This is a genomic window from Bacillus sp. SJZ110, assembly GCF_006715455.1.
GTDB lineage: Bacteria > Bacillota > Bacilli > Bacillales > Bacillaceae > Bacillus > Bacillus subtilis.
Window position 1 is genome coordinate 17,358 of the sequence record NZ_VFNF01000009.1, and the last position, 26,643, is coordinate 44,000.

General features: G+C 42.5%; 31 protein-coding genes. 1 reads left to right on the plus strand and 30 read right to left on the minus strand.

The window, feature by feature from the left end; all coding sequences use genetic code 11:
* Window positions 1–134 precede the first annotated feature (134 nt).
* From aroH to FB592_RS19805, 19 genes are all read right to left on the minus strand, one after another.
* A complete protein-coding gene (gene aroH, locus FB592_RS19715) occupies window positions 135–518 on the minus strand; it encodes a chorismate mutase (RefSeq protein WP_004398675.1) in 384 nt (127 codons plus the stop codon).
* Window positions 515–1,603, minus strand: coding sequence for a 3-dehydroquinate synthase (aroB, locus tag FB592_RS19720; protein WP_021481545.1), 1,089 nt, complete (start codon window positions 1,601–1,603; stop codon window positions 515–517). The genes aroH and aroB overlap by 4 nt, the downstream gene beginning before the upstream one ends.
* On the minus strand, window positions 1,603–2,775 hold the full coding sequence (aroC, locus tag FB592_RS19725; protein ID WP_141950051.1) for a chorismate synthase: 1,173 nt from the start codon (window positions 2,773–2,775) through the stop codon (window positions 1,603–1,605). The genes aroB and aroC overlap by 1 nt, the downstream gene beginning before the upstream one ends.
* Window positions 2,776–2,849: 74 nt before the next feature.
* Window positions 2,850–3,620: a protein-glutamate O-methyltransferase CheR gene (gene cheR, locus FB592_RS19730; protein ID WP_038429209.1), complete on the minus strand. Its 771-nt coding sequence runs from the start codon at window positions 3,618–3,620 to the stop codon at window positions 2,850–2,852.
* 236 nt (window positions 3,621–3,856) lie between these two features.
* Window positions 3,857–4,306, minus strand: coding sequence for a nucleoside-diphosphate kinase (gene ndk / locus FB592_RS19735; RefSeq protein WP_010886554.1), 450 nt, complete (start codon window positions 4,304–4,306; stop codon window positions 3,857–3,859).
* Between the two features lie 115 nt (window positions 4,307–4,421).
* Entirely contained in the window at window positions 4,422–5,384 is a 963-nt protein-coding gene (hepT, locus tag FB592_RS19740; protein ID WP_003246013.1) for a heptaprenyl diphosphate synthase component II, read from the minus strand.
* Between the two features lie 25 nt (window positions 5,385–5,409).
* Window positions 5,410–6,111: a demethylmenaquinone methyltransferase gene (gene menG / locus FB592_RS19745; protein WP_003230580.1), complete on the minus strand. Its 702-nt coding sequence runs from the start codon at window positions 6,109–6,111 to the stop codon at window positions 5,410–5,412.
* 6 nt (window positions 6,112–6,117) lie between these two features.
* The gene (hepS, locus tag FB592_RS19750) at window positions 6,118–6,873 is read right to left on the minus strand and encodes a heptaprenyl diphosphate synthase component 1 (protein ID WP_004398550.1); all 756 of its coding nucleotides are present in this window, start codon (window positions 6,871–6,873) and stop codon (window positions 6,118–6,120) included.
* A gap of 163 nt (window positions 6,874–7,036) precedes the next feature.
* Window positions 7,037–7,264, minus strand: a complete 228-nt coding sequence (gene mtrB / locus FB592_RS19755; protein WP_003230576.1) for a trp RNA-binding attenuation protein MtrB — start codon at window positions 7,262–7,264, stop codon at window positions 7,037–7,039.
* 21 nt (window positions 7,265–7,285) lie between these two features.
* A complete protein-coding gene (folE, locus tag FB592_RS19760; RefSeq protein ID WP_003225516.1) occupies window positions 7,286–7,858 on the minus strand; it encodes a GTP cyclohydrolase I FolE in 573 nt (190 codons plus the stop codon).
* Window positions 7,859–8,045: 187 nt separating this feature from the next.
* Window positions 8,046–8,324, minus strand: coding sequence for a non-specific DNA-binding protein Hbs (hbs, locus tag FB592_RS19765; protein ID WP_003153447.1), 279 nt, complete (start codon window positions 8,322–8,324; stop codon window positions 8,046–8,048).
* Between the two features lie 372 nt (window positions 8,325–8,696).
* Window positions 8,697–10,175 carry a stage IV sporulation protein A gene (spoIVA, locus tag FB592_RS19770; protein ID WP_072173294.1) on the minus strand — a complete coding sequence of 493 codons (1,479 nt, stop codon included), beginning with the start codon at window positions 10,173–10,175 and terminating at the stop codon, window positions 8,697–8,699.
* A 180-nt stretch (window positions 10,176–10,355) separates the two neighbouring features.
* The gene (locus FB592_RS19775; RefSeq protein ID WP_085187760.1) at window positions 10,356–11,090 is read right to left on the minus strand and encodes a hypothetical protein; all 735 of its coding nucleotides are present in this window, start codon (window positions 11,088–11,090) and stop codon (window positions 10,356–10,358) included.
* Window positions 11,091–11,111: 21 nt separating this feature from the next.
* Window positions 11,112–11,315 carry a DUF2768 domain-containing protein gene (locus tag FB592_RS19780; RefSeq protein ID WP_004399143.1) on the minus strand — a complete coding sequence of 68 codons (204 nt, stop codon included), beginning with the start codon at window positions 11,313–11,315 and terminating at the stop codon, window positions 11,112–11,114.
* A 337-nt stretch (window positions 11,316–11,652) separates the two neighbouring features.
* Entirely contained in the window at window positions 11,653–12,690 is a 1,038-nt protein-coding gene (locus FB592_RS19785; protein WP_015251807.1) for an NAD(P)H-dependent glycerol-3-phosphate dehydrogenase, read from the minus strand.
* Window positions 12,691–12,707: 17 nt separating this feature from the next.
* Window positions 12,708–14,018 (minus strand): ribosome biogenesis GTPase Der, encoded by a 1,311-nt coding sequence (gene der / locus FB592_RS19790; RefSeq protein WP_021481550.1) that lies wholly within the window; start codon window positions 14,016–14,018, stop codon window positions 12,708–12,710.
* 153 nt (window positions 14,019–14,171) lie between these two features.
* Window positions 14,172–14,366, minus strand: a complete 195-nt coding sequence (locus tag FB592_RS19795) for a capping complex subunit for YIEGIA (protein ID WP_038828580.1) — start codon at window positions 14,364–14,366, stop codon at window positions 14,172–14,174.
* On the minus strand, window positions 14,363–15,256 hold the full coding sequence (locus FB592_RS19800) for a YIEGIA family protein (protein ID WP_003230562.1): 894 nt from the start codon (window positions 15,254–15,256) through the stop codon (window positions 14,363–14,365). Before FB592_RS19800 ends, FB592_RS19795 begins: the two co-directional genes overlap by 4 nt.
* Window positions 15,253–15,852: a YphA family membrane protein gene (locus FB592_RS19805; protein WP_141950053.1), complete on the minus strand. Its 600-nt coding sequence runs from the start codon at window positions 15,850–15,852 to the stop codon at window positions 15,253–15,255. Before FB592_RS19805 ends, FB592_RS19800 begins: the two co-directional genes overlap by 4 nt.
* 77 nt (window positions 15,853–15,929) lie before the next feature.
* On the opposite strand from FB592_RS19805, the gene FB592_RS19810 reads away from it, so the two are divergent.
* Window positions 15,930–16,061 carry a YpzI family protein gene (locus FB592_RS19810; protein WP_003225499.1) on the plus strand — a complete coding sequence of 44 codons (132 nt, stop codon included), beginning with the start codon at window positions 15,930–15,932 and terminating at the stop codon, window positions 16,059–16,061.
* 42 nt (window positions 16,062–16,103) lie between these two features.
* Here the strand turns inward: FB592_RS19810 and fni are convergent, their stop codons facing one another.
* The 11 genes from fni to FB592_RS19865 form a co-directional block, all read right to left on the minus strand.
* Window positions 16,104–17,153 (minus strand): type 2 isopentenyl-diphosphate Delta-isomerase, encoded by a 1,050-nt coding sequence (fni, locus tag FB592_RS19815; RefSeq protein WP_141950055.1) that lies wholly within the window; start codon window positions 17,151–17,153, stop codon window positions 16,104–16,106.
* A 12-nt stretch (window positions 17,154–17,165) separates the two neighbouring features.
* A complete protein-coding gene (rpsA, locus tag FB592_RS19820; protein ID WP_014477197.1) occupies window positions 17,166–18,314 on the minus strand; it encodes a 30S ribosomal protein S1 in 1,149 nt (382 codons plus the stop codon).
* Between the two features lie 232 nt (window positions 18,315–18,546).
* Window positions 18,547–19,221: a (d)CMP kinase gene (gene cmk, locus FB592_RS19825; RefSeq protein WP_021481555.1), complete on the minus strand. Its 675-nt coding sequence runs from the start codon at window positions 19,219–19,221 to the stop codon at window positions 18,547–18,549.
* Window positions 19,222–19,299: 78 nt separating this feature from the next.
* Window positions 19,300–19,476 (minus strand): YpfB family protein, encoded by a 177-nt coding sequence (locus tag FB592_RS19830; RefSeq protein ID WP_080121181.1) that lies wholly within the window; start codon window positions 19,474–19,476, stop codon window positions 19,300–19,302.
* Between the two features lie 44 nt (window positions 19,477–19,520).
* Window positions 19,521–20,174, minus strand: coding sequence for a cyclic di-GMP receptor DgrA (gene dgrA, locus FB592_RS19835; RefSeq protein ID WP_038828571.1), 654 nt, complete (start codon window positions 20,172–20,174; stop codon window positions 19,521–19,523).
* 93 nt (window positions 20,175–20,267) lie between these two features.
* Complete coding sequence (gene ypeB, locus FB592_RS19840) at window positions 20,268–21,620, minus strand: germination protein YpeB (RefSeq protein ID WP_064671065.1); 1,353 nt, start codon at window positions 21,618–21,620, stop codon at window positions 20,268–20,270.
* 34 nt (window positions 21,621–21,654) lie between these two features.
* On the minus strand, window positions 21,655–22,572 hold the full coding sequence (sleB, locus tag FB592_RS19845) for a spore cortex-lytic enzyme (protein WP_015714181.1): 918 nt from the start codon (window positions 22,570–22,572) through the stop codon (window positions 21,655–21,657).
* 138 nt (window positions 22,573–22,710) lie between these two features.
* Window positions 22,711–23,367, minus strand: coding sequence for a glutamic-type intramembrane protease PrsW (prsW, locus tag FB592_RS19850; protein WP_003230542.1), 657 nt, complete (start codon window positions 23,365–23,367; stop codon window positions 22,711–22,713).
* Between the two features lie 119 nt (window positions 23,368–23,486).
* Entirely contained in the window at window positions 23,487–24,461 is a 975-nt protein-coding gene (locus FB592_RS19855) for a YpdA family putative bacillithiol disulfide reductase (RefSeq protein ID WP_133953230.1), read from the minus strand.
* Between the two features lie 108 nt (window positions 24,462–24,569).
* Complete coding sequence (gene gudB / locus FB592_RS19860) at window positions 24,570–25,844, minus strand: NAD-specific glutamate dehydrogenase (RefSeq protein WP_003230536.1); 1,275 nt, start codon at window positions 25,842–25,844, stop codon at window positions 24,570–24,572.
* 156 nt (window positions 25,845–26,000) lie between these two features.
* A complete protein-coding gene (locus tag FB592_RS19865; RefSeq protein ID WP_003230533.1) occupies window positions 26,001–26,585 on the minus strand; it encodes a genetic competence negative regulator in 585 nt (194 codons plus the stop codon).
* Window positions 26,586–26,643: the final 58 nt, after the last annotated feature.

A 26,643-nucleotide genomic window follows, 5' to 3' on the forward strand; every position in this document is an offset into this window, starting at 1 on the left:
GACTTCTTTTGGGTAGAATAAACATACATGTCTCAGCTCAACTAAACTCATTCTCTGCTACCCTATTCTCTAACTCAACTCATTCTAATCGCTTTATACACACTCTTGTGTATTTCTAAGCTATTCTTATCGTATTACAATTCAGTATTTTTTGTCAATGATAAATCGGGCCTCAATACGACGGCTTTTTCTAAATATACATGTCTGATCTGATCCTGAGGGACATCTGTCTGGACGGTCATCATGACTCTTATGCACTTTTTCAGACCGCCTGTTACGTCCATTTCCTGCATACATGTTACCGGTACATACTGCCATCCTGAAAGCTCACGAACAGCTTTTGCCGGGAAAACAGCGTGCAAATCAGGTGTAGCCGAAAGAAGCATTTGAACAACATCTTCCGGTTTTGTATGATTTTCTTCTATGATTTTCTCTAACAGCTGTTTTGTTTTTTGTAAAATTTCTTCTTCAGTATCCCGTTCAACTGTAGTTGCTCCGCGAATTCCGCGAATCATCATGATGTCTCCTCCAATCGCCATTTGTTCAGCCAGCTCTCAAGTTCATTTCTGGAAAATGTATGATCAGCAACTTTCCCTAATTCGTTGAGCACAATAAACTGAATCTTCCCGCCACGGGTTTTCTTATCATTCATCATACGGTCCAAGAGAACCGAAGTTTCCGTCTCTTTTCTGATTTGACTTGGATAACCCAGGCTTTTTAGCCAGCTGACCAAACGTTTTCTGTCCATTTCACAGCCTACAGTCTTTTCGCTTATATATAAAGCAAACTGCATTCCGAGGGCTACGGCATCACCGTGAGTGATCTGCCCGTATCCATATTCCGCCTCAACGGCATGACCGAGCGTATGCCCAAAGTTTAAGTAAGCTCTTATCCCCTCTTCTTTTTCATCCTGCTGAACGACAGACGCTTTAATTGAAATGCCTTTAAAAATCATGTCATTCAGCTGATCATTGGTGATATCACGCAGTGAGTGGATATTCAGCAGCTCCTCCAGAAACGCTCTGTCATAGATAAACGCGTGTTTAATCACTTCTGCCATTCCGGACCTAAGCTCTTTTTCAGGCAGAGAACGCAGGAAATCTGTATCATAGAGCACGGCTTTCGGCTGATAAAACGCACCGATTAGATTTTTTCCAAGCGGATGGTTCACGGCTACTTTTCCTCCGACTGCGCTGTCATGCGCCAAGAGCGTCGTAGGCATTTGAATGAAATCAATGCCGCGCATAAAAGTGGCTGCCACAAACCCAGCAAGATCTCCTACAACACCGCCTCCAAAAGCAATGATGCATGAGGAGCGATCCATATGAAATCGAATCGCTTCACTCTGCAGCTTTGTGTACATGTCCATGGATTTTGCCTGCTCTCCACTCGGTACCGTCACTTTTTTCACAGGCCATTTTTCTTGCAGCAAATGGAGCATTTCATCACCATACAGGCGGTCCACTTCTTCATCCGTGACAAGCATAATCCTTGTTAAAGGCCTGTTTAAAGAGGTTAATAGTTCGCAAGCCTTTTTTCTGATACCTTGTCCGATAAAAACAGGATATGACGAGGAAGCAGTTTGAACATGCAGTGTCTTCATTAAAATTCCCTCGACAGTTTTCTCATATTCTCCACATTTTCTCTAATGCGGACAATTTGATCTAATCCGAATTGTTCAACGACTGCGTTCGCAATTTCCCAAGCGACAGCCGCTTCAGCGACTACACTTGCCGCAGGAACAGCACAGCTGTCTGAACGTTCAATGCTGGCAGAAAACGGTTCTTTCGTTTCAATATCGACACTTTTCAGCGGTTTATACAAAGTCGGAATCGGCTTCATGACTCCGCGGACAACAATCGGCATCCCTGTCGTCATGCCGCCTTCCAGTCCTCCAAGTCTGTTAGTAGCACGGGTGTATCCTTTTTCCTCGTCCCAAATGATCTCATCATGGACTTCGCTTCCATTTCGCCCTGCTGCCTCAAATCCGATGCCGAATTCCACACCTTTAAATGCGTTAATTGACAGAACAGCGGCAGCAAGCTTGCTATCCAGCTTGCGGTCATAATGGACATAGCTGCCCACGCCTACGGGCATTCCCTCGACAATGACTTCTACTATTCCGCCGATGGAATCTCCGTTTGCCTTTGCTTCATCAATGGCAGCCATCATTTTTTTGCCTGCCTCTTCATCGTAGCATCTGACAGGAGACTCTTCCGTTACGCGCTGCAGGTCTTCAATTGACGTATATTCTGTTTTTTCAGCTTTAACAGCGCCAATTTGCAACACGTGGCCCGCCACCTTAATGCCAAGCTCAGAAAGAATCTTTTTAGCTACAGCCCCTGCCGCCACTCTGACAGTTGTTTCCCTTGCTGAAGAACGCTCAAGCACATTTCTCATATCACGATGATTATATTTAATTGCACCGTTTAAGTCAGCGTGCCCAGGTCTCGGTCTGGAAATCTGGCGCTTCATTTCCTTTTCTTCATCTTCTGTAATTGGAGCGGCGCCCATGATTTTTGTCCAATGCTTCCAATCGTTATTTTCAACTACGAGAGCAATTGGTGAACCGAGTGTACGTGCATGGCGCACCCCGCTCATAATTTTGGCCTGGTCTTTTTCGATCTGCATGCGGCGGCCGCGGCCGTGTCCTTTTTGGCGTCTGGCAAGCTCAAAATTGATATCTTCCTCCGTTATGTAAAGCCCGGCAGGTACACCCTCAATAATGGTTGTCAGTTGGGGGCCGTGTGATTCTCCGGCTGTTAAATATCTCATGACTTCTTCTCCCTTCATCGCATTAACGCTTTTAAGTAAGACTACTATAACATATTTTTCAGCAAAAAGTCAGTCTATCTTTTTTGATAAAAGAATGTATCGGCTGGGACTAGGCCAAATTTTTCGGGATTGAAGATTTGCTCGGTGCTGCCGACAAAAAGAACTCCATTCTTCTTCAAGCTATGTGCCATTTTTAAATACAGCTCTTCCTTCGCGCTTTCTGTAAAATAAATAAATACATTGCGGCACACGATTAAGTCAAAGTCTTGTTCATAACGATCCGCCAGCAAATTGTGCTTTTTGAATGTAATATGCTTTTTGATTTCCGGTTTCACTTCATAACTTCTATTTGCGTTTTGCGTAAAATAACAATCTTTCACAGATAGCGGCACTTCCTGTAAAGACCGCTCCTGATAAACGCCTTTTTTCGCTTTTTCCAATGCTTTTTCATCAATATCCGTCGCCAAAATCTGATAGCCCGGAAGACCTTTTTGCTGGTCCAAAAGCATGGCAAGCGTGTATGGCTCCTCCCCCGTTGAGCAGGCGGCACTCCAAATCTTTAAAGGCCTAGAGGTCTTGATTAACGGCAGAATTGCAGTCTCAAGAACTTCCCATCTTTTATAATTACGATAAAATTCTGAAACATTGATCGTCATTCTGTCCAATGTTTCATTTAAGAGAGCTTGATCCTTTTCCAATGCCGCAGCAAAGTCCTTAAAGCTTTGGAACCCCTTTTTCTCATAAAGTGACGTTAGCCTTCTCTTCATTTGTGCTTCTTTATATAGTGTTAAATCGACTCCGGTTAATTGTTTCCATTTCGTTGTAAATACGCTGTATGTATCCATCTCTACTCTCCCAGTCTCGCTGTCTTTTTGTCCTAGTATAGCTTGTTTTATCAGGAAATTGTATTGTTTCAATAAAAAAATCAGCTTTTCAGCTGATTTTAGATCGTTGGGAAAGGCAGAGGTCTGATGCACACTGCCATTCAACCCTTTATTCACTTTAATGTAAACCTTTACAAAACAGATCAAAAACCGGCGGCGTTATATGATGCCGGCTCTGTTACTTATTTTCACAATGATTAATAGATCCAGCCTGCCATAAGCTGCTGATATGATACTAATTCTTCATTCTTAAAAAAAATGTTAATCTCGCGTTCTGCACTTTCGAGAGAATCAGAGCCGTGGATGATGTTTTTTCCGACAAACATGCCATAATCCCCACGAATCGTACCAGGTAAAGCTTCTTTAGGGTTTGTCTTCCCGATCAGCTGTCTCGTCACTTCAATGACATTTTCGCCTTCCCACACCATTGCGAATACAGGTCCTGAAGTAATAAACTCAACGAGCTCTCCGAAGAAAGGCTTTCCTTGATGTTCGGCGTAGTGTTTCTCAGCCATCTGTTCAGTCACTCTCATTAACTTGGCACCAGCTAATTGTAAGCCCTTACGTTCGAATCTAGATAAAATGTCCCCAATGAGCTGACGTTGGACACCGTCTGGTTTCACCATGATAAAAGTCTTTTCCATCATATTCTCCACCCCATCATTATGTATGTATAGGCTTTCACACTGCACACCGAAATCGTAACATCTTTCTGATAATTAATCAATCCGGGGCGGAGAAATTTCTTAATATCTACAAAAATTAAAATTTTCTTTTACCGATATATTTTGCGATGGCTGCAAGAGACGAGCGTGCGCGCCCTCGAGGAAGCGTGTTTAATTTCTGAAAAGCTTTCTGCAGATACATTTCGCTTACTGCCATAGATGCTTCAATTGCATCTGTTTTTTTGATTTCTTCAATGATTGGTTCAAGTTGTTCCTGCGTTGTCTCACTGTTAATCAATTTAAGCTGGTTTTTTAATGCAGGATTTTTCAGGGCATACAGCACTGGCAATGTGACGTTTCCTTGAAGCAAATCTCCTCCAACGGGTTTACCCAGTTCTTCTTCAGTTGAAGTAAAATCAAGAATATCATCAATAATCTGATAAGACATGCCGACGTAATACCCAAACCAGTACAATGCCTTATGAATCTTCTCATCAGCTCCAGACGCAATGGCACCAAGCTGGCAGCTGACCGCGATCAAGAGAGCCGTTTTTCTTTTGATACGGCGGAGATACGTTCTGAGATTTTGTTCCATGTTGTATTTGTCTTTGATCTGCTCAATTTCCCCTAGACAAACTTCAACGATCGTCTGTGACAAAATCCTATGGGCTTTCGGTTCGTTAATTCTCGTCATCATTTCAAGAGATCCCGCAAGCATATAATCGCCTGTGTACATCGCAATACGATTGTCCCACTTTGCTTTGATTGTCGGTTTTCCTCGGCGAAGCTCCGCATCATCAATGACATCATCATGGACCAAAGATGCCATGTGAATCATTTCCAGAGTGACGGCGACATATTTAATCTTATTAATATCGTAATCGCCAAACATGCCGGAAAGCAGCACGAAAACAGGCCGAATACGTTTCCCTCCGGCCTGCAGCAGGTGAAGACCTGCCTCGCTTAAAAGCGGGTAATCGGAACGTACGGTTTGTTCAAGTTCTCTTTCGATTACATCAATATCGTCATTTAAAAAAGAGTAGGCCATTTTAAATTTCATATCATTCACCCAAACATCTGTGTTTTCATTTCCATCCGATATGCGTGGCAGCGACTCCGCCAGTAAACGAATGATATTTAACATTTTTCAGGCCCGCCTCTTCAAACAGGCCTGCCAGTTCCTTCATTCCAGGGAAATCTCTGGCTGATTCTTGAAGCCAAGAATATTCTTTATAGCTCTTCGCAAACAGTTTCCCGAAAAACGGCATAATATACTTAAAGTACATAAAGTAAGCCTGTCTGAATCCGAACATTTCCGGCTGGGACGTTTCCAGACATACCACCTGCCCACCCGGCTTCACTACACGTCTCATCTCTTTCAGTACAGTCAAGTAATCAGGGACATTTCGGAGTCCGAAGCCAATGGTGACATAATCAAATGTATCATCATCAAAAGGAAGCTCCATCGCATTTCCGTGCAGCAGTTCAATTTGGCTGAATCCGCCGTCTTTTACTTTCTGCTCGCCGACACTCAGCATATTTTCACTGAAATCCAAGCCCTTGATCTCGCCGCTTTTGCCGGCCGCTTTTGCAAGAGCGATCGTCCAGTCAGCCGTTCCGCAGCAGACATCAAGTGCTTTTGCGCCTTCTTTTACATTCATGATGCGCATCGTTTTATCGCGCCATTTTTTATGCTGCTGAAAACTGATGACAGAGTTCATTTGGTCATAGTTTTTATATATTTTTTCAAATACTCCGTGTACGCGCTGTTCTTTTGAGTCCTGCATAATGGTTTACCCTTCTTCCACTTTCTGATGATAGGTTTGATCTTGGCTGATTGTCTTCAGACGGTTTATTAAAATGTTCTGAATAGGTGAATTTAGAGGCAGAAGTGACTCAATGCTGTTTTTCGCTTTTTTAAAACAATCTTCTAATATCTCTTCTTTTGTTTTTCCCAGCTGTATAAAACTGCCGATCACATCCAGAAATGCATCATTTCCGTTCATAAGCCGCTTAAATACAAAAAAATCACTCGACAGCTTTTTCCAGCGCGGGAGGTTGAAGTGTTCCGCCACACGATGGAATAAAGCTGATTCAACGATGCCGACACTTTCGAAAAAATCGTTTTCGTCCTTGAAAGAACGGTCATATAGACGAATTTTATGTTCGTTGATTTCTTTAATGGCTGTAGCAAGCGTCCGAATCATGTAGATATCCTTCATTTCAGATAGTAAAGAGTAGTACAGCCCGCTGAAATAATCGCCCGCGAGAACAGTCAATTGGCGGTTTTTGTTTTCGTCTCGTTTTATGACTCTAGCTGTCGTCACTTCATCATGGGTATCAAGGGCGCTTTGTACAAGCATCGCTGTTACAATATAATTTTCTCTGTCGTTGTTTTTTATGTCAGCTTCTTCAAATAAAGCATGAAAAAGAAGAAGCTTATCCTCATCAATTTTCGGCGCAGAAATATGCTTCGCTAAATAAGGATGAGACAGCTTTTGTTTTAATTTCGTGTTCAGATTGGCTAAAGTTCCGTAGATGTCTTGCAAAAATATCACCCTTGTCCCCAAATTCACATTTATTTCTTAATCTATGTATGAGTTTTATCTTTTCATTCGCTTACGCAGGTATCATTATAGCATAAAAAAAAGAAATTGGCTGTATCCTCCCGCTGTTTGCGAGCATTTGCTTTTAACAGCGGGGACAGCCAGCTTATTTTTTTTCGCTTTTCATTTCTCCGTACGCGGTTTGAATCAGTGCCTCTCCTCTGACTTTAATGGCAGAAGTATGCTCTGTAAACTGAGCGATGATCACTTCTCCCTTGTCGAGTTTTTCGGAATGGTGAAACTTTGTGTCTGTTCCTCTTGTCAGGCCGATCACATTCACTCCGTCCTCAACGGCTTTAATGACGACAAAATCACTTGAATGCTTTTGGTTCATTTATAGCACCCTCTATCTTTATTAGTCCTGGCGTTTAATATGTTCCAATACTTCTGCACGGGCAGCGGCATCATCTTTAAAAACGCCTCTGACTGCTGAAGTCACAGTTTTCGCACCCGGTTTTCTTACACCGCGCATCGTCATGCACATGTGTTCCGCTTCAACCACTACCATTACGCCATGCGGATCAAGCGTTTCTACGATGCTTTCTGCAATTGTAGAAGTGATGCGTTCCTGAAGCTGCGGGCGCTTTGCAACGGCTTCAACGGCACGTGCCAGTTTGCTGAGTCCTGTGACCTTTCCGCCTCGCGGGATATATGCAACATGTGCTTTTCCATAAAAGGGAACAAGGTGATGCTCACACATAGAATGAAACGCGATATCTTTTACAAGAACAAGCTCCTCATGGTTTTCACCGAAGATAGTCTGGAAATGTTCTTTTGGATCTTCATTCAAGCCGGAGAATACTTCGGCATACATCTTTGCGACTCTTTTCGGAGTATCAAGAAGCCCTTCTCTATTCGGGTCTTCTCCGATCGCTTCTAAAATTTGACGAACAGCTTGTTCGATTTGCTCTTTATTAACTTCTTTCATGTTCTATGTCCTCCACCAATGAATACATTTAATTTCGATTCTAGCACATATGCCCCGCTAAAAGCAAAGTGAATGCCCTGTCAGGAAGCCCATGCTCTTGAAATATGAAAAGCCCCTTAGAAAGGGGCTTTTCTGTGAAGAAATAAAGTGTATGTAAGCTAGATGCATACACGATCTATATTCACAATTATTTTCCGGCAACTGCGTCTTTAAGCGCTTTACCTGGTTTGAAAGCAGGTACTTTGCTTGCTGGAATTTCGATTTCTTCACCTGTTTGAGGGTTGCGTCCTTTACGTGCAGAACGTTCACGCACCTCGAAGTTACCAAAACCGATCAGTTGGATTTTATCACCGTTTTTAAGTGCATCTAAGATCGTATCAAAAACAGAGTCAACTGCTTTTGTAGCGTCTTTTTTAGACAATTCGCTTGCTTCAGCAACCGCATTGATAAGTTCTGTTTTGTTCATGCCTTTCACCTCCTCCCAAAAGGATACATTCAGTTCGTTTATTATCATTTCTTCACAGTTCAGTCTGATTCTAAACCTGTCTCAGAAAAAAATGAGAGCAAGTAAGAGAAAGACAATTAAACGGCTTTTAAGAAAAACTGCACTCTGAGGAATGTTTGTCCAACAAAGTGAAGAATTTCTGTATGTAGAGTAACACATATAAAAAGCCATATCAAGCATTTTAAAGCGTCAATCCCTTGCTCGTCAAGGATTTAAGGTGATTTACCGAACGAATATTCCTTTTTTTCCTTTTTTCATCCTATTCCTTGATCCTTTTCCATTATTAAGAGCAAAGAAAAAAGACCTCCCATTCTATAAAGAGGTCTACCGGTATTACAGGATGATGGCGATTAAGCCGCCAGAGCCTTCGTTTATGATTCTTTCTAATGTTTCTTTTAATTTATACCGTGCGTTTTCAGGCATTAATGACAGCTTTGCCTGAATCCCTTCTCTCACAATTGAGCTCAGCGACCTTCCGAAGATATCGGAGTTCCAGATGGAGAGCGGATCATCCTCAAAGTCCTGCATTAAATAGCGTACAAGCTCTTCACTTTGTTTTTCCGTTCCGATAATCGGGGCGAATTCGCTTTCGACATCGACTTTGATCATATGGATCGACGGAGCGACAGCTTTCAGCCTCACACCGAATCGCGAGCCCTGCCTTATAATTTCCGGCTCATCGAGACTCATATCAGCTAAAGCAGGCGCTGCAATGCCGTATCCCGTCTGTTTGACCATTTTTAAGGCATCAGACACTTGATCATATTCTGTTTTCGCATGGGCGAAGTCTTGCATGAGCTCAAGCAGATGGTCTCTTCCTCTGATTTCGACGCCCACAACTTCTTTTAGGATTTGATCATATAGATGATCCGGCGCGTACAAATCAATTTCTGCCACCCCTTGGCCCAGCTCAATTCCGGCTAATCCGGCACTTTCAATGAATTCAAACTCGCTGAAATGGCCGACAACCCTGTCTACGTCCCGGAGCCGTTTAATATCCTTAACCGTTTCCTTCACGGACTCCTGATAGCTTTCACGCAGCCAATGGTTTTCTTTCAGCACCATTACCCAGCTTGGGAGATTGACATTCACTTCTAGCACCGGAAACTCGTAGAGGGCCTCTCTGAGCACACTCAGCACATCTGATTCCCGCATGCTCTCTACACTCATTGCCAATACCGGGATATCATATTTTTCGCTTAAATCCTGACGCATGGCTTCCGTTTCCGGGTGATACGGCCTGACTGAGTTGATGACCATAATAAAAGGTTTGCCAACCTCTTTCAGCTCTTCAATGACTCTTTCTTCAGCCTCTATATAGTCACTTCTGGCGATATCTCCAATGGTGCCGTCTGTCGTAATGACAACTCCGATGGTCGAGTGTTCTTGAATGACTTTTCGTGTGCCGATTTCAGCAGCCTCATGAAATGGGATCGGTTCTTCGTACCAAGGCGTATTGATCATCCGCGGCCCGTTTTCATCTTCATATCCTTTAGCGCCGGGCACTGTGTAACCTACACAATCTACTAATCTTATATTCACATCGAGTCCGTCTGACACATGAACAGACATCGCCTGATTCGGAACAAATTTAGGCTCTGTAGTCATAATGGTTTTGCCGGCTGCGCTCTGCGGCAGTTCATCCTGCGCTCGGGCCCGGTCTGCTTCGTTACTGATATTCGGGAGCACCACAAGCTCCATAAATTTTTTAATGAACGTGGATTTTCCTGTACGGACAGCACCTACGACTCCTAAGTATATATCGCCTCCTGTTCGTTCAGCGATATCCTTGAAAATATCAACCTTTTCCAAGTGATCCCCTCCCGGACTTCCTATCCTTTTCAATTTTATTAAGCTCTTTCAATCAAACACAGGACACTATATGTGTATGACGTTGTCCTATTTGAATATGACATCTTTAGAAAATTTCTCATCCTCAATCTATTAATATAAAAAAACCTTTCTCCCTATTTGTATGCAAGGGAGAAAGGTTCATTCCTTTTTCAAATCATTTTCTAAAAAAACAGGTTCCTGTTTGTCATTTACCGTATATTTTACAGAAAACGCGGGGACAAAGGGGGTTTCCTGCCAAATCATATCCTGGATTTCAGTCCCGGGTTTAAACGTTTTTTTGCTTTTTTTGAGGCAAGAAGCCAGCTCAGTCCGGTAATCGGCATATATTTCTCCGTCTCCGTCAATCATAAGCGGCAACGAATTCCCTGAGATTGGGCTTGTCACTGTAAGAGAGCTGCCATCCCCAAGCTTCTTCTCATCGAGTGTAAATAAATCACGAGATAGCACATCCTTGTAAGGCGGATATTGATGCTCCTGACGATACATTTGGATGCGCAATTTCACATCGCGAATTTTTTCTGCCATCTTTAGATCAATTAATTTAACAGTCGGATCGTTCTCTACGTCAACAAGCACGTATTGATAGTCTCCCCCGCTTTCAAATGCCGTACTTGGAGGTTCAGCTATGTATCTTGGCGCTAACCGGTTAAAGTCTATCGGATATTTTTGATATAGCGGTGTCGACATATCTTTTGTTTGAATGGGAAGCAGCCCTCCATTTGCCTTTTGAAATTCATCAACAGCAGATTGAACCTGCTTTAGCTGGTCTTGATAAGGAATGGCATGCACACTGCTTTTCCGTTCATTTGGATATAAACATCCGGATAAAAACACGACTGCCGCAAAAATGATTGCGCACTTCAGTTTACCCATACAGCACTTCCTTTTACAGCTTTATTCATTGACAGGGCCGCTAAAAACCACGACAAACACAATAATTCCAGATATGAGCATACACATGTATGCGAATGATGAAATCGCAATCTTCAAAAAACGGTTTTGGCACTTAAAGCGGCTTAAATAGATGGAAGCTACAGCCAGAAACATCAGACCCATGGACCCTAGAGCAAACCACATTTTCATCAATGCCAGATTCAATGACGTGCGCCTCCCCGATATGTATGATGTAAGCGTTATATTATATTTTAATATACAGCGCCGGAAAAGATCAACCAGATTTTCCATCCTTTGATAGAACAAAAAAACTGAAGCAAAGAGGGGGACCTTCGCTTCAGTCAACTTGACTATATTCACCTGCACGTTTAAGAAACACTCTCTTGGACTTCGATGCTATAGTATGCGACATGGCATACAGATGCATCCTCTATTGCCTAAATCGGCAAAATGTTTCAGGAGATCCCAAGACTTGGGTGTTCTTCTGTTTTTCGGGCTTTCGTTCAATTAAGATATGCGATTCATCATTTGATTGACACTTTTACTTCACTTGATTTTCAAACGTATTTACCAAATCCTCCATCTCGTGGGTTTTCCCTCTCGCCATTAAAGATTCAACAGCGGTTTCCACTTTTTGTCCGTTGAATAGGACCTGATGGAGAGCTTCTGTAATCGGCATTTTAACATCATATTTCTTCGAAAGCTGGTAAGCCGCTTTCGTCGTGCGGACGCCTTCGACTACCATCCCCATCTCTTCAAGAACATCTTCAAGCTTGTACCCTTTTCCGAGCAAATTGCCCGCACGCCAGTTTCTGGAATGAACACTTGTGCACGTCACAATCAGATCGCCTACTCCTGTCAATCCAGAGAACGTCAAGGGATTTCCGCCCATTTTCGTTCCGAGTCTCGCGATTTCGGCAAGTCCGCGTGTAATCAAAGCCGCTTTGGCATTGTCGCCGTACCCTAAACCATCTGTAATTCCTGCAGCAAGGGCAATAATATTTTTTAAAGCCCCTCCGATTTCAACTCCGATAATGTCAGGATTTGTGTACACCCGAAAATTGTGATTAATAAATAGATCCTGCACCTCTTCTGCTGCCCTCATGCTCTTTGAAGATGCAGTAACAGTTGTGGGGTGCCGCAGCCCTACCTCTTCCGCATGACTCGGGCCGGAAAGGACAACGATATCTTTTCTGACATCACTCGGGAGCTCAATTTCCATAATTTCAGAAATGCGCAGAAGTGAATCTGGCTCGATACCCTTGCTGACATGAACAAAGACTGCCTTTTTCGTTATAAAAGGGACAGCCTGTCTCAGCACTTCCCGAATTGCTTTTGTTGGAACAGCAACGATAATGAAATCCGCGTCTGAAACAGCTGTCTTCATATCCGTTGTTGCCTCTATTGATTCTGGAAGCTTGACGTTCGGCAAATAATCTTTATTTTCATGCTGATCATTGATTTGATGGATCAGATCTGCACGGTGCCCCCACATGGTTACATCGTGATGATTATCAGCTAACACTAAAGCCAGTGCTGTTCCCCAGCTCCCCGCTCCGAGCATTGTGACTTTTTTCATATTTGCTTCACACCTTTTTATTTTCTAGCTCTTGCAAATATTTTGATTGGTGTCCCCTCAAAACCGAACGCGTCTCTGATTCGGTTTTCTAAAAACCGTTCGTATGAAAAATGCATCAATTCCGGATCGTTTACAAACACAACGAAGCTTGGCGGCTTTACCGACACTTGAGTCGCATAGTAAATCTTCAAACGAGAACCGTTATGAGTCGGTGTCGGATTCATTGCCACAGCGTCCATGATGACATCATTTAAGACGTTTGTTTGAACTCGAAGTGAATGATTTTCACTTGCTTTAATAATCGCAGGCATCAGCGTATGGATCCGTTTTTTCGTTAAGGCAGACATAAATAGGATTGGCGCATAATCCAGAAATTGAAAATGATCGCGAATATTTTCTTCAAATTCTTTCATTGTGCTCTCATCTTTGTCAACAGCATCCCATTTGTTTACGACGATTACGACGGCCTTGCCCGCTTCGTGTGCATAACCGGCGATACGCTTGTCCTGTTCAATAATGCCTTCTTCGCCATCCAGCACAACTGCCACGACTTCTGAGCGGTCAATCGCTTTCAGCGCCCGCAGTACACTATACTTCTCAGTCGTTTCATAGACTTTCCCTTTTTTTCGCATACCTGCAGTATCGACAATGACAAACTCCTGCTGGTTGTAAGTAAATGACGTATCAACAGCATCTCTTGTCGTTCCAGCCACGTTGCTGACAATAACGCGTTCTTCGCCGAGCATTGCGTTCACAAGTGAAGACTTTCCGACATTCGGACGTCCGATCAGACAGAATTGAACAACTTCCTCATTGTATTTCGTTTCTGGAATGTTTTTAAAATGCTCTGCAACGGCATCCAGTAAATCACCCAGTCCGAGTCCGTGTGTTCCCGAAATTGGATACGGCTCACCAAAGCCTAGCGAATAAAAATCATACATATTCGCTCTCATTTCTGTGTTATCCAGTTTATTAACCGCTAAAACAACAGGCTTTTTTGTGCGGTACAAAATTTTCGCCACTTCTTCATCAGCAGCTGTCACGCCTTCACGGCCGTTCACCATAAAAATAATCACGTCCGCTTCATCCATGGCGATTTCAGCCTGCTGGCGAATCTGCGCTAAGAACGGCTCATCACCGATATCAATACCGCCCGTATCAATCAAATTAAAATCATAATTCAGCCATTCAGCCGAGCTGTATATCCGATCCCTTGTCACGCCAGGGGTATCTTCTACTATTGAAATTCTTTCTCCCGCAATCCGGTTAAAGATTGTGGATTTTCCTACATTTGGTCTCCCGACAATGGCTACGACAGGTTTACCCATAGTACCCTTCCTTTCAATCCAGCCGCTTTCATTTTTACATAAATTTTCAACCGGTTATTAAAATCATTTCATTCACTTTTATGAAAAGAAACCCTTCAGAGGAAGGGCTTAACTCATTTATTATATCAGTTTTTACTGGGATCACAACTATTCTTAAAAATGTTTCACGATCAAATATACGTCATCTCCGATTCTGTGAGCTATTCCATCAAGGATCGCCTCAAGATTTTTAGCGAAAAGCTCCATCTCCTTTTGGTCATTGCAAAAAAAGACAGGTGCTCCCCCTGCAGCCCGGTTTGGATTTGTCGTGATTACAGACAAAATCACTTTCGTAAGAGATTCACTCATCCTATCACCTTATCCTGATTCTTGATAAATTCAGTCGGCATTCTAATCGCATTTTCCAGGGTTGGAACATTGCTAATAATTTGAACAGCCGTTTCGGGATGGTGAATTTGCGGAAGAACAAATACTGCCACTCTCCCATCATTTAAATCCCGTTTTGCAATTGGTGTCAAAGATGGCTCTCCTGAATCCCGATAAACCCCGAGCACATTGGAAACATCAAATAAAATAGCCTGACGCTGCCCTAAATTTGCTATCGTCGCTGCTGAATTAAAGTTTTTTGGCGTTAAAATAAAGCCCATGCCATGCTTTAAAATCAGTTCCTGTTTCTCTGGAAGCCCGATATTCATCATATAAATATTATCAACAAACAGTCCCGGACCGTCAAAGCGCGGCTTTATGTACTCGATGTCTACAATATCCTTCAACACACTGCCCGACATAAATTTCATGGCCAGTAAAAAACAAACGACAGCCGCTATGACAGCAGCCCAGATGGATAAAAACACATACGCAGAGGTTGTCAAAAGCGCTGTAAAGATCACAATATAATTTCTGCTTTCAAACGCAATGGCAATCCCCTCAATATATGTGCTTCCCCTTGAGACAAGTTCATACGAATCCATTTGCGTCAATGTGTTCCGCTCCATGTTTCGGACATCTCTAAATTGCGTCGCTGCCAATGTTAAAAATGTGATGGCCGTAAATTCCTCCTGCAAAAGCGCCGGCATAATAATTGCACCTAAACCAGCCGCTATCAACCCCAGCGCGATGTGAATCACTTTCCCATGAACATAGGTCGGATACTGGCGGTAATCCGTTTTCAGCATATAAAGCCTTGTCGCAATTCCGGCAATGACCCCAGCAATAATCGGATAGATGTAATCACTCATGACATTTTGGTAGCTCCTTTGTTTGATCTTTTGCTTTTCTGACCAATCTGGCTTGCGAGGTGTTCGTATTTAGATATGCCAAACAGCAATATCATCCCCGCAGAACACGCATTCAGCCATTGAAAGCCGCCAACAGCAATAGCCCCGGCCAACTTCTGGATCACAAATGAATACACCAGTTCGCCTTGGCACATCCCTAGGACAAATAAGACAAGCTGCTTCTCAAAATTCCTTTCAACAGAAGCTGTTAAAAGCACTATTAATATAACAGCAGCCCACTCAGGTTTTATGATGAACCAAACCGGGTCATATAATGCAAAAAGATAAACAAACGCATACGCGGCAACAAGCGTCAAATAGACCATAATGTAACGAAAACGATACATTCCCAAATACCCGGCATAGACACATCCGCAAACGAAAAACATCATATATGCAGCATTCAGGGAAAAATATAAAGCGATGTCATGTATGCTTAGAATAATATTAGTTAAAATAAAGACAGAGACGGCAATTCGTCTTTTCGTCTTTTCAAAAATAAATGTTGTCAAAACCCACAGAAACCACATTGACCAATAGTAATAAAATTGTTCCATTTTACTTCCTCCATATTCCCAGTATGGAGTTCAAGCACATTTTTTAAACAATCGATCTCACATTAAGGAGTATGATCATGGGAAAAGACAGACAAGAGAAAAAACTCAAAGCTTCAGGCAGAGTCGAATCAGACCGCGACCAGTCCATTCACTATGACGGAGCGACAAGCCTTGAACAAAACGGAAGATTCAAAAAGCGAAAATCATAATACAAAAAGCCCAAACCACATATGGTTTTGGGCTTTTATCATTTATCGCACACTATAGCTTGATGTATTGACCCCTCTCTCCGTGAGCCAATGATGGGTTTCACCTTTGATCACAAGGGGCGCCTTTTGTAAATCGGCAATCGTTCTGGCACCCAGCACGGTCATAATCATCTTTAATTCCTCAAGGATCAGCTGAATCTCCTCAAGCAGTCCTTCCTCACCGCTGTCAGTCAGCGCTTTTAAAAAATGCCCTGCCATTCCGGTGCAAGAGGCCCCAAGCGCAATGGCCTTTGCCACGTCAAGTGCATCTTGCAGACCGCCAGAGGCGATCATGGTGCTTGCAGGAAACTCGGAGCGGATTTCCGCCAAACTTGCAGCTGTCGAAATGCCCCACGAGTTAAAAAAGGAGATTTGCCGCTGTCTTCGGAGATTTTCGATTTTCGAGAAATTTGTTCCCCCGTAACCGCCAATGTCAACAGCTGCAGCACCAGCTTCATACAGCTTTCCTGCTGTTTCTTTGCTCATACCGAATCCGACTTCTTTCACAATGACTGGTACACTGACATGACTGCAAATTTGTTCAATACGTTCCAGTGCGCCGCTAAAGCTTCTGTCTCCTTCAGGCATCACAATTTCCTGAATCACATTGAGGTGGATCTGCAGCGCGTTTGCTCCAATCATCTCAACGGCTTCCTTTGCCTGAGCAGCCGTTGCCTCGCTTCCCAGGTTGGCAAAAATCAGCCCGTTTGGGTTTTCCTTTCGAACAATTTCATAGGAAAGACGCTCTGATGGATCTTTTAATGCTGACATTTGCGATCCCACAGCAAGGGGAATTCCAGCCTGAGAAGCCGCTCGCGCAAGCGATTTATTAATCTCATATGTAAGTTTTCCGCCGCCGCCAGTCATTGCATTGATAAAAATCGGCGAACTGCTTGAAAGTTCGCCGATTTTTGTGGAAATATCTACTTGTTCTAATGCAAGATCGGGCAGACTGACGTGAACAAACGTAATATCATCAAGACCTGTTTCCCGCTTTTGGCCGGTGGACAGGGCATGATTGATGTGTTGTCTTTTCCGTTCTGCTCGAGTCACGTTTATCACCAATTATTTTAGTTTATTCAGCTTATCTCCGATCAAATCTCCAAGCTGGAAGCCAGTGCTTGTTTCTTCCTTCGCTTGATATTGACGGTAATCTTCCTGATCAGCTTTAGGCGTTTCTTCAAGTTCACGCATGCTTAATGAAATGCGCTCCTCATTTTCATTCACATCAAGAACCTTCACTTTTACAGTCTGTCCTTCTTCAAGAACTTCATGCGGCGTGCCGATGTGTTTATTGGAAATTTGAGAAATATGAACGAGACCTTCAACACCTGGAAGGATTTCAACAAAGGCACCGAAGCTTACAAGACGCTGTACGGTTCCTTCAAGCACATCGCCAGGCTTCACTTTTTCGCCGATTTGGCTCCAAGGTCCAGGCAGTGTATCTTTGATTGATAAAGAAATACGTTCATTATCACGGTCAACCGATAACACTTTCACTTTTACTTCTTGTCCCTCTTCAACAACGTCAGACGGCTTCTCTACATGAGAGTGGGAAAGCTGTGAAATGTGTACAAGTCCGTCGATGCCGCCGATATCAACAAACGCGCCAAAGTCAGTCAGACGCTGTACTTTGCCATCAAGTACACTTCCAACTTCAAGAGACTGAAGAAGTTCTTGTTTTTTATTCGCTTGTTCACTTTCAACAACAGCACGGTGTGAAAGGATCACGCGGTTTTTATCACGGTCAAGCTCTACAACGAGCAGTGACAGTGTTTTTCCTTTATAGTCAGTGAAGTCTTCAACGAAATGTGCTTCAACAAGCGATGCCGGAATAAAACCGCGAACGCCGATATCAACGACAAGGCCGCCTTTCACGACATCTTTCACTTCAGCTTCAAACACTTCTTTTGTTTCAAATTTTTTCTCAAGGTCTTCCCAAGCGCGGTCTGCATCAACAGCACGTTTAGATAAAATCAAAGCATCGTCTTCCACTTTTGTTACTTTCAGGTCAAGCTCGTCGTCTACTTTAACAACATCCGATGCTTTCTCTACATGAAGACTTGATAATTCACTGATTGGAATAATACCGGATTGTTTGACATTGATAATTTCTACATCTACATGTTTGTCTTCTACCTTTGTCACAATCCCTTTAACTACATCTCCAACCTCTGGCACTTGAACATCAATTTGATTCATTTCCTCTGTCATTTGAATAACCTCCTTGGTCCAAACCTACACAGCTTAATTAAAACGGTTTGAAAGCTGAACATATAACATGCCCGCTTTTAGCCGAATATGTATTAAAGAATCATCCAAAAAAGTTTTTTGAATGATCAATAAAAAGTTTTATTAGTATTAACTTCTAATAAAAGGACAGGTTTGTCAAGCAATAACATTCTATCTTCGTTGAAAAATTCAAAAAAAGTGGCATTTGCCATCCTCAGCGGGACTTTTGCTCCACAGCCTCGAGGATTTTATCAGCTACCTCTTGAATGGAAAGCGATGTCGTGTCGATTTCAAGAGCGTCTTCTGCTTTACGCAGCGGAGATACTTCGCGCTCTGAATCAAGCTTGTCTCTTCTTGCAATTTCCTCAATTAATGTTTCGTAGTTGACATCAAAGCCTTTTTTCACATTTTCTTCATAACGGCGTTTCGCTCTCTCTTCAACAGATGCCAAAAGAAAGATTTTTACTTCTGCATTTGGCAGCACATGCGTCCCGATGTCACGACCATCCATGACGACGCCGCCTTTTTCCCCAAGCTGCTGCTGGCGTTTCACCATTTCTTCTCTGACACTTCTGTGCTTGGCCGCAATTGAAACTTGGTTGCTGACTTCATCTGTTCTGATCGCATCAGTTACATCGGTGCCGTTTACAAGCACTTTTTGTCCATCTTTTGTTGTAATCAGCTCAATGTCTGTCCGCTTTAGCAGCTCAGCCAGTTTTTCTTCATTTGTCAGCTCAACGTTTTCTTGTAAAGCCGCGTACGTAATCGCTCGATACATTGCTCCTGTATCAATATATATGTACGATTTTTTCTCAGCCACAATTTTGGCAACGGTGCTTTTCCCTGCAGCTGCCGGGCCGTCAATTGCAATCGATAATTTCTTTTCCATAATTCCTCTCCTTGCTCTTTTCTCCTCTATGGATTGTATCACGAACTTTATGAAAAAGGGTGAAAAATTGATGAATAATTAATGTTTGAAGGTTTCAATCTTATTGTCCCCCTCCATGTTATCCACCCCTTCATATTGAATCACTTTTGATATGTATGGTTCAATATGCTGATAGTGAAAAAGAAATTGGACACCAAATAAAATGATGGCCTGAATGAACAATAATTTGATCAGCAGCCGTTCAAATGTTTTCATTGGAGCACCTCCATTACAAATAGTATGGAAGTGTTTGCCGATGTTTATTCCATTCGGGCCTTTCTTCTCTTATTTAACTGGCGCCTGATGCAGTATTGAAGCAAAGCCTGCTGGTCACCTGCTGCAATTTCTGAATACTCTAAAGTCATTTTGCGTTTTCCTGACTTGGGGTCATTAAAGATTCGTCTGACAACTGCTTCTGTTTCTATTTGACGTGTGTGCTCCTCTTCAGGAAGACGAATGATCAGACGCAATGATTCCCCCGATTGAAAAGAAAGGCCATCAGCTAAAACCACGGCGATGCCGCCTGCACTGATGTTATAGGATAGTGTGCGGACCTCTTCCTCATTTCCCGGCTGAATTTGCACATCTAATACCGCATCAGTTCTTACATATTGGCGGCGCTGGATTCTTATCATTTTTTCACGGGGAGGCATTTCAAGACAGATCATTTGAAGTTTGTCCTTCACTTTACCTTTTATACGGCTTATAAAGCGATAAGGAACTTCGTCTTTTCCCACAAACTCTACCGTTACTTCCATATCGTTATGTAAAATCACAGTTCGCCCTGTAACTACATCAACAGGATACGCGATCAAAAGTTCATTGTTTTCGATGCTGACCGCCTTGCTTTTTGCCTTTTTCAATTCATTTTCTTCTATATATTCTAAAAGTACATTTTCTCCAATCTCTATCATTGACTTCACTCTTTCGCATTCAATATACTCACGTTTTTATTAAAGCACGTAATGAAAAAAAGGAAAAGACATTTAGTCCTTTCCTCCTGTTTTTTATAGGTCTTTATATATAGGTTCTGCATTTTTTAGTTTTTCAACCTTTTCTTCCGATCCGTCTTTGGCATTGATATACATTCTGAATGTGTCATTTTCAATTGTCCCAAGCATTTCGTAGCATAACACTTCTTGACCTAGTTCATTTGTAATCAAAGCGAGCCTTGTTTCTCTCACTTGTACATTTTTATTTAATTTAGACTTTGCCTCTGCTTCAGTAATTGCAGGCTTAGGTATGGTTCTTTTTCTGTGAGATGTGAGGAAGTCTCTTGCTGAAAAGCCGACAACCTCACCGTCATCCAAGGCCACTTTCATACGAATTGCCTCGGGGTACATCCGGACTTTATTTTCAACAGGAACATATGAAAATACACCGATTTTATCATATTGCGCACTTTCATCAATTTCCAAATCATCTGTTTCAAATCCGTTTTTCTTTAAAAATGCAAGCGCTCGGTTCGATCCGTCATTTAAACTGATTTTCTGATCTTTCACTTCTCTGTTTTGGATCAAGTATACCGGATGCCCGCCCTTCTTCGTAATATCCATATAAATCACTGCTTTATGGTCTGGATCTTTCATGCTGATGCTATATACATCGCGATTTGTTTTTTTTCCGCTCTTTACCACTTTAATTGAATAATTGTCATCTGGGGCAAAGCGCTCAGCAATATGTTTTGCTTCCTGTTCGGAAATTTGTTTTCCCTTCAGATGGCTGAAGCCTTTCTCTTCTTTTTTCGTGCTGGTGAAACTCGGACCAAGATCAGTGCCAGTGGAGAATGCACCAACATTTTTTTCGACTGTTTTAAAGCTGTTGATAATCGTATTATCACTTTGTTTTTCGTCAGAAGCCAGGGCCATTTCTACGTCCATCCAGCGAAGGTTTTTGCTCATGACAAGGTGCTGAACATGACGCAATTCATTTTGTATATCTTCGGACTGCTGATATAGCTTATTTAGTGATGTATACTCGTTTTTATCAAGCGGCTTTTGGTCCAAATCTCTGACTGACGTTTTATAGCTGAAATCGCCGATCTTTGATAATAGCTCTTCAGTTTTATTAAACGGCATTAATGTAAGCGGCAGCTGACTGACACTGTTATGAGCTTCTGATGTAATCCTCCACACATCGATCAATGCAGGCGACAGTGATTTTTGGCTGTTCATGGCAAGTGTTGTTCCGATTTTATCATGAAGCTGATCCATCTGATAGGTAAGCTCATGAAACGCCCGCTGATAGTTATTTTCAGCATGAAGAAGAACTGCGTCTTTTTCCTGGTGTTCTTTGTATCCCCAGTAGCCTGTACCGACTATTGCAATACCAAGCACGGCGATTAAAATTCCTCTGATCATTTATCACACCTCTTTTTATGCTTTCTCATATCTGCTACTCACAGAAAATGTGTTTACCGATTCTTTTAATCTGTGGACGCCCCCAAATCCACGGACTTGTAGCCGTATCCGGATTAAAGTAGTAAAGTGCTTCCTCTGATGGGTCCCAGCCATTGATGGCATCCAGCACTGCTTCTCGGGCCGTTTCATTCGGCTGCATGTAAATTTGTCCGTCGGCTACTGCTGTGAAGGCAAGCGGCTCAAAAATAACCCCCGCTACTGAATTTGGAAATAACGGGCTGTTCAAACGGTTTAAAATGACTGCTGCAATAGCAACCTGCCCCTCGTACGGCTCGCCCCGGGCTTCGCCATAAACCGCTTGAGCAAGCAGCCTGATATCGTTGTTGGAAAATCCACCAGGCATGTTCGCTGCTACCGCATCCTGTTTTCTTGCTTTTGCTGGTGTATTGTTTTGCTGTTTATTCGCATTCGCTTTAGGCTGCTGCGTTGTTTTTTCCGCAGGCTGTTTCTGCCTCGCTTCCGCTTGCTGTCTTGCTTTTTGTGTTGCTGCTTTTGACGGTTTCGTCTGATACTTCAGCGGGATTTTTCCGTAATGCGTGAATGTATTCCCTTTATTGAGCTGTTCCATAACATATTCACGATAGTATTTTGATTTACATATTAAGGTTTGCTTTGTTTTAGCTCCTACAAGGCCGTCAACCTCTTTTAACCCGAATTGATCCTGAAAATTCCGAACTGCCCAGTACGTCCCCCATCCATAAACCCCGTCAATTTTTCCGTTATAATATCCGTTGTATTGAAGACGCGCCTGAAGCTCGACCACATCATCCCCGGTTGCCCCTCTTTGAATGACCTGATTCGAAAAGGCAGAGATCGTTTCAGTATTAATAAACGTCGTTATTGTAAAGGAAAAAAGGATGAGACATGCCATAATCGATCCTTTGGACTTCATCTTTTCAAGCCTCCTACTGCAAATTTTTAAGTGTAATCGTATTTTCTGTAACGAGGTTATTTTTATACACTCTTTCCTTGTTATCCCTCAGAACATAAAAACTGCACACAAAAAAGCCGCACGGTTGCTGTGCGGCTTCTATACTTGCATCATATTAACAGAACGGGCTTTTTTCGCTTTACGCAAACCAAACCACCATAAAAATACCATAAATGGAAGCATATAATAAATCCAATTGCTAAGCGCTGTTAGGATAAAATCATATGATCCATGCAAAAGGGATGGGACAACTAAAGAAAGAGTAAGCCACTTTACACGCGCCTTATCAGCGGAAAAACGGGCTTTTCCAAGGTAAAATCCCATTATAACGCCAATCAAGGCATGGCATGAAACAGGCAGCAGAGCCCTGACAAACGCATGCTCCACGCCGTGGCCAATTAAATAAAGAATATTTTCGAGGGTTGCAAAACCGAGTGATACACTTGCACCGTACACAATCCCGTCATAATGCTCATCAAAGTGGGCGTGCGGGTAAACACTGATCATCAGTATAAACCATTTTAATGATTCCTCCAAAAACCCCGAAGATAAAAAAGAAACGAAAAAACTTCCGCCTCCTACATTCTCTTTTTCAAGTACATACTGGATAAACATTATGGGAAATACAAGAACAACCCCGAGAAAAAACGACCGAAGCACCATATGTACAGGTTCATTATCATACTGATCTTTTAAATAAAAATAACTTAATAACGCGATGCCGGGGGCAATTCCTGCAGAGATGATTGCAAACATCAGGCAACCTCTTTCCTTTATATTCCTACGTCTATCCTACCATGTTGTTTAAAATTTTACATCTGTCTGCACTTAAAAAAACAAAGAGAGCATACGAATGCATCATATGCTCCCCATTTTTAATGGTTTTCTCTTTTGGCGATTTCCGCTGCGATATGCCCCCCGTGAAACCTGCCGTTTTCAATAAATATTTCATTTGCATTATTTCCCGCAGCAATAACCCCGGCAATAAAGACACCTTCAACGTTCGTTTCCATCGTTTCTTCGTTGAAAAATGGACGCCCTGTTTCTTTATCAATTTCAACACCAATTTTTTCAAGAAATTGATGATCGGGATGATAGCCTGTCATGGCAAATACAAAATCATTTTTAATGGTAATGAGTTCTTTCTCTCCGGAGCGAAACACAACTTCATCCTCGGTGATTTTTTCGACACAAGCGCCAAATTCCATACGGATTGTACCGTTTCTGACAAGGGCTTCAAATTCCGGCAGAATCCACGGCTTAATGCTTGGAGAATACTCATTGCCCCTATATAAAACTGTCACACGCGCTCCAGATTTCACGAGTTCAAGGGCAGCGTCCACGCTTGAATTTTTCCCGCCGATAACAACAACATCTTTATCAAAATACGGGTGGCCTTCTTTAAAATAATGAAATACTTTCGGCAAATCCTCACCGGGTACATTCATATAGTTTGGATGATCATAATAGCCTGTGGCGATGATACAATATGGCGTCGTGTAGGTCTCTTTTGACGTCTCAATAACGAATGTGTTTTTTTGCGTTTTCGTCACTTTATGCACCATTTCAAATGCGTTAACACGGATGTTTTTCCGTTTGACGACTTCCCGGTAATACGATAAAGCCTGAATTCTGACAGGCTTCCTGTTTTCCGTAATAAATGCCACATCTCCGATTTCGAGCTTTTCACTTGAGCTGAAAAAGGTTTGATGCGTCGGATAATTGTAAATACTGTTAACGACATTGCCTTTTTCGATGACGAGGGCATCAATGCCAATTTGTTTTAGGTGAATGGCAGCAGATAGTCCGCAAGGCCCTCCGCCTATAATAATTGCTTTTTCTTGAATCATTTCTGTCAACTCCTGCGATTGGCATTTCACTTTATATTTTCTATTTCCGAATAAAAAAATCTCCTATTTTATCATAGGAGATTTTTTATTTTTATGCAAATCATCAACTTATATCCAGCCTCTAAAACGCGAAGCTTCAGCCATTTTGCGAACGCCGACCATATATGCAGCGAGCCTCATGTCAATTCTGCGGTTGTTAGCCATTTCATAAATATTGTTAAATGATTTGACCATCATTTTTTCTAATTTTTCTTCTACCTCTTCTTCACTCCAGTAGAAGCCTTGGTTATTCTGAACCCATTCAAAATAAGAAACTGTTACGCCACCGGCACTTGCCAGCACGTCTGGTACAAGCAGAATGTCCCGGTCTGAAAGAATTTTTGTTCCTTCAAGCGTTGTTGGTCCGTTCGCTGCTTCAACGACAATTTTAGCCCGGATATTATGGGCATTTTCTTCTGTAATTTGATTTTCAATCGCAGCAGGAACGAGAATATCACAATCCAGCTCCAGCAGCTCTTGGTTGGTAATGGTATCGTTGAAAAGCTTTGTTACGGTACCGAAGCTGTCGCGTCGGTCGAGTAAATAATCGATATCAAGGCCTTCCGGATCATAAAGTCCGCCATACGCATCTGAGATGCCGACAACTTTTGCCCCCGCATCATGCATAAATTTTGCCAAATAGCTTCCCGCGTTTCCGAAGCCTTGGACAACGACACGCGCACCTTTAATATCGATGCCTCTCTTCTTAGCCGCTTCTTTAATACAGATGGTAACACCTTTTGCTGTCGCAGATTCTCTCCCGTGAGATCCGCCAAGCACAAGCGGTTTGCCTGTAATAAATCCAGGCGAATTAAATTCATCAATTCTTGAATACTCATCCATCATCCAAGCCATGATTTGTGAGTTTGTAAATACATCCGGTGCCGGCACGTCTTTTGTCGGGCCGACAATTTGGCTGATCGCTCTGACATACCCTCTGCTCAGACGCTCCAGCTCTCTAAACGACATATCCCTTGGATCACAAACAATTCCGCCTTTACCACCGCCATATGGAAGATCAATTATGCCGCATTTTAAACTCATCCAAATTGAAAGCGCCTTCACCTCTTTTTCTGTTACGTTCGGGTGAAAACGTATCCCGCCTTTCGTTGGACCGACAGAGTCATTGTGCTGCGCACGATATCCTGTGAAAATCTTTACTGAACCGTCGTCCATACGAACAGGTATTTTTACCGTTAATAACCTCATCGGCTCTTTTAACAATTCGTATACCTCTTCGGGATATCCCAATTTTTCCAGAGCCTTATGTATTACGGTTTGGGTTGATTTTAATACATCAAGTTTGTCCTCTTCTGTATGACCGGTGTTTCGATCGGCTGCCATTTGAGTTAACCTCCTAGAATCTTCTGTTTCTCACATGCTCCCTTTCAGAGAATAGTATACACCTTCATATGATCTGTGCATAGAATAAACGTTATGTTTTTCCATGTTTTTTAACGAAAAAAAAACTGCTGAAATCAGCAGTTTTCCGTTGCATTCTTATGAAAAATGAGTTTGTATCGTCTCTACGGCATTACCGTCCATAATGAGCTTACCATACTCTTGCAGGCGATAAATCGTTAAAGTTGTCGGATTGCCGTATTCAGCCAGAACCGCCACAACCCCTTCAGCCGTATGTGACCCTAGATCTTCAAGGCTTAAAAAGTACTGCCCGTCATAGTGGTAGACAGTTCCCCCTGTGATACCGATTCGCTGTAAGCTTTCTGAAAGCTGAATGATATCTTCAAAGGAATGGAATTGATATATGATGTCCGCGCTTTCATCAAGCTTGACTTGCATTTCGATGTAATCATCATCATACTCATCGTCTTCTGAATCGGCGTCTTGGTTCTTTGTTACAATCACGACCATCCCTTGTGCTTGGAGAGAATACACTTCCACTGCAATCGGTCCATTCGCTTCAAAGCCGAGCTCTGTATTTGCTTCATTCATCATATCTTTAAATAACTGGTGGACTTTAAATGAGTCCTTCCAGAGGTCTTCTTTTGTCAATCCCCGGTCTGTCAAATCATCGAGGGTTAAAAAGATTTTGATCTTATTATAATTCAGACGCTCAAGCCGCATAACGTTCCCTCCTGCCTCTACTTGCACACAAATCATATAACACATTATATGAGATGAT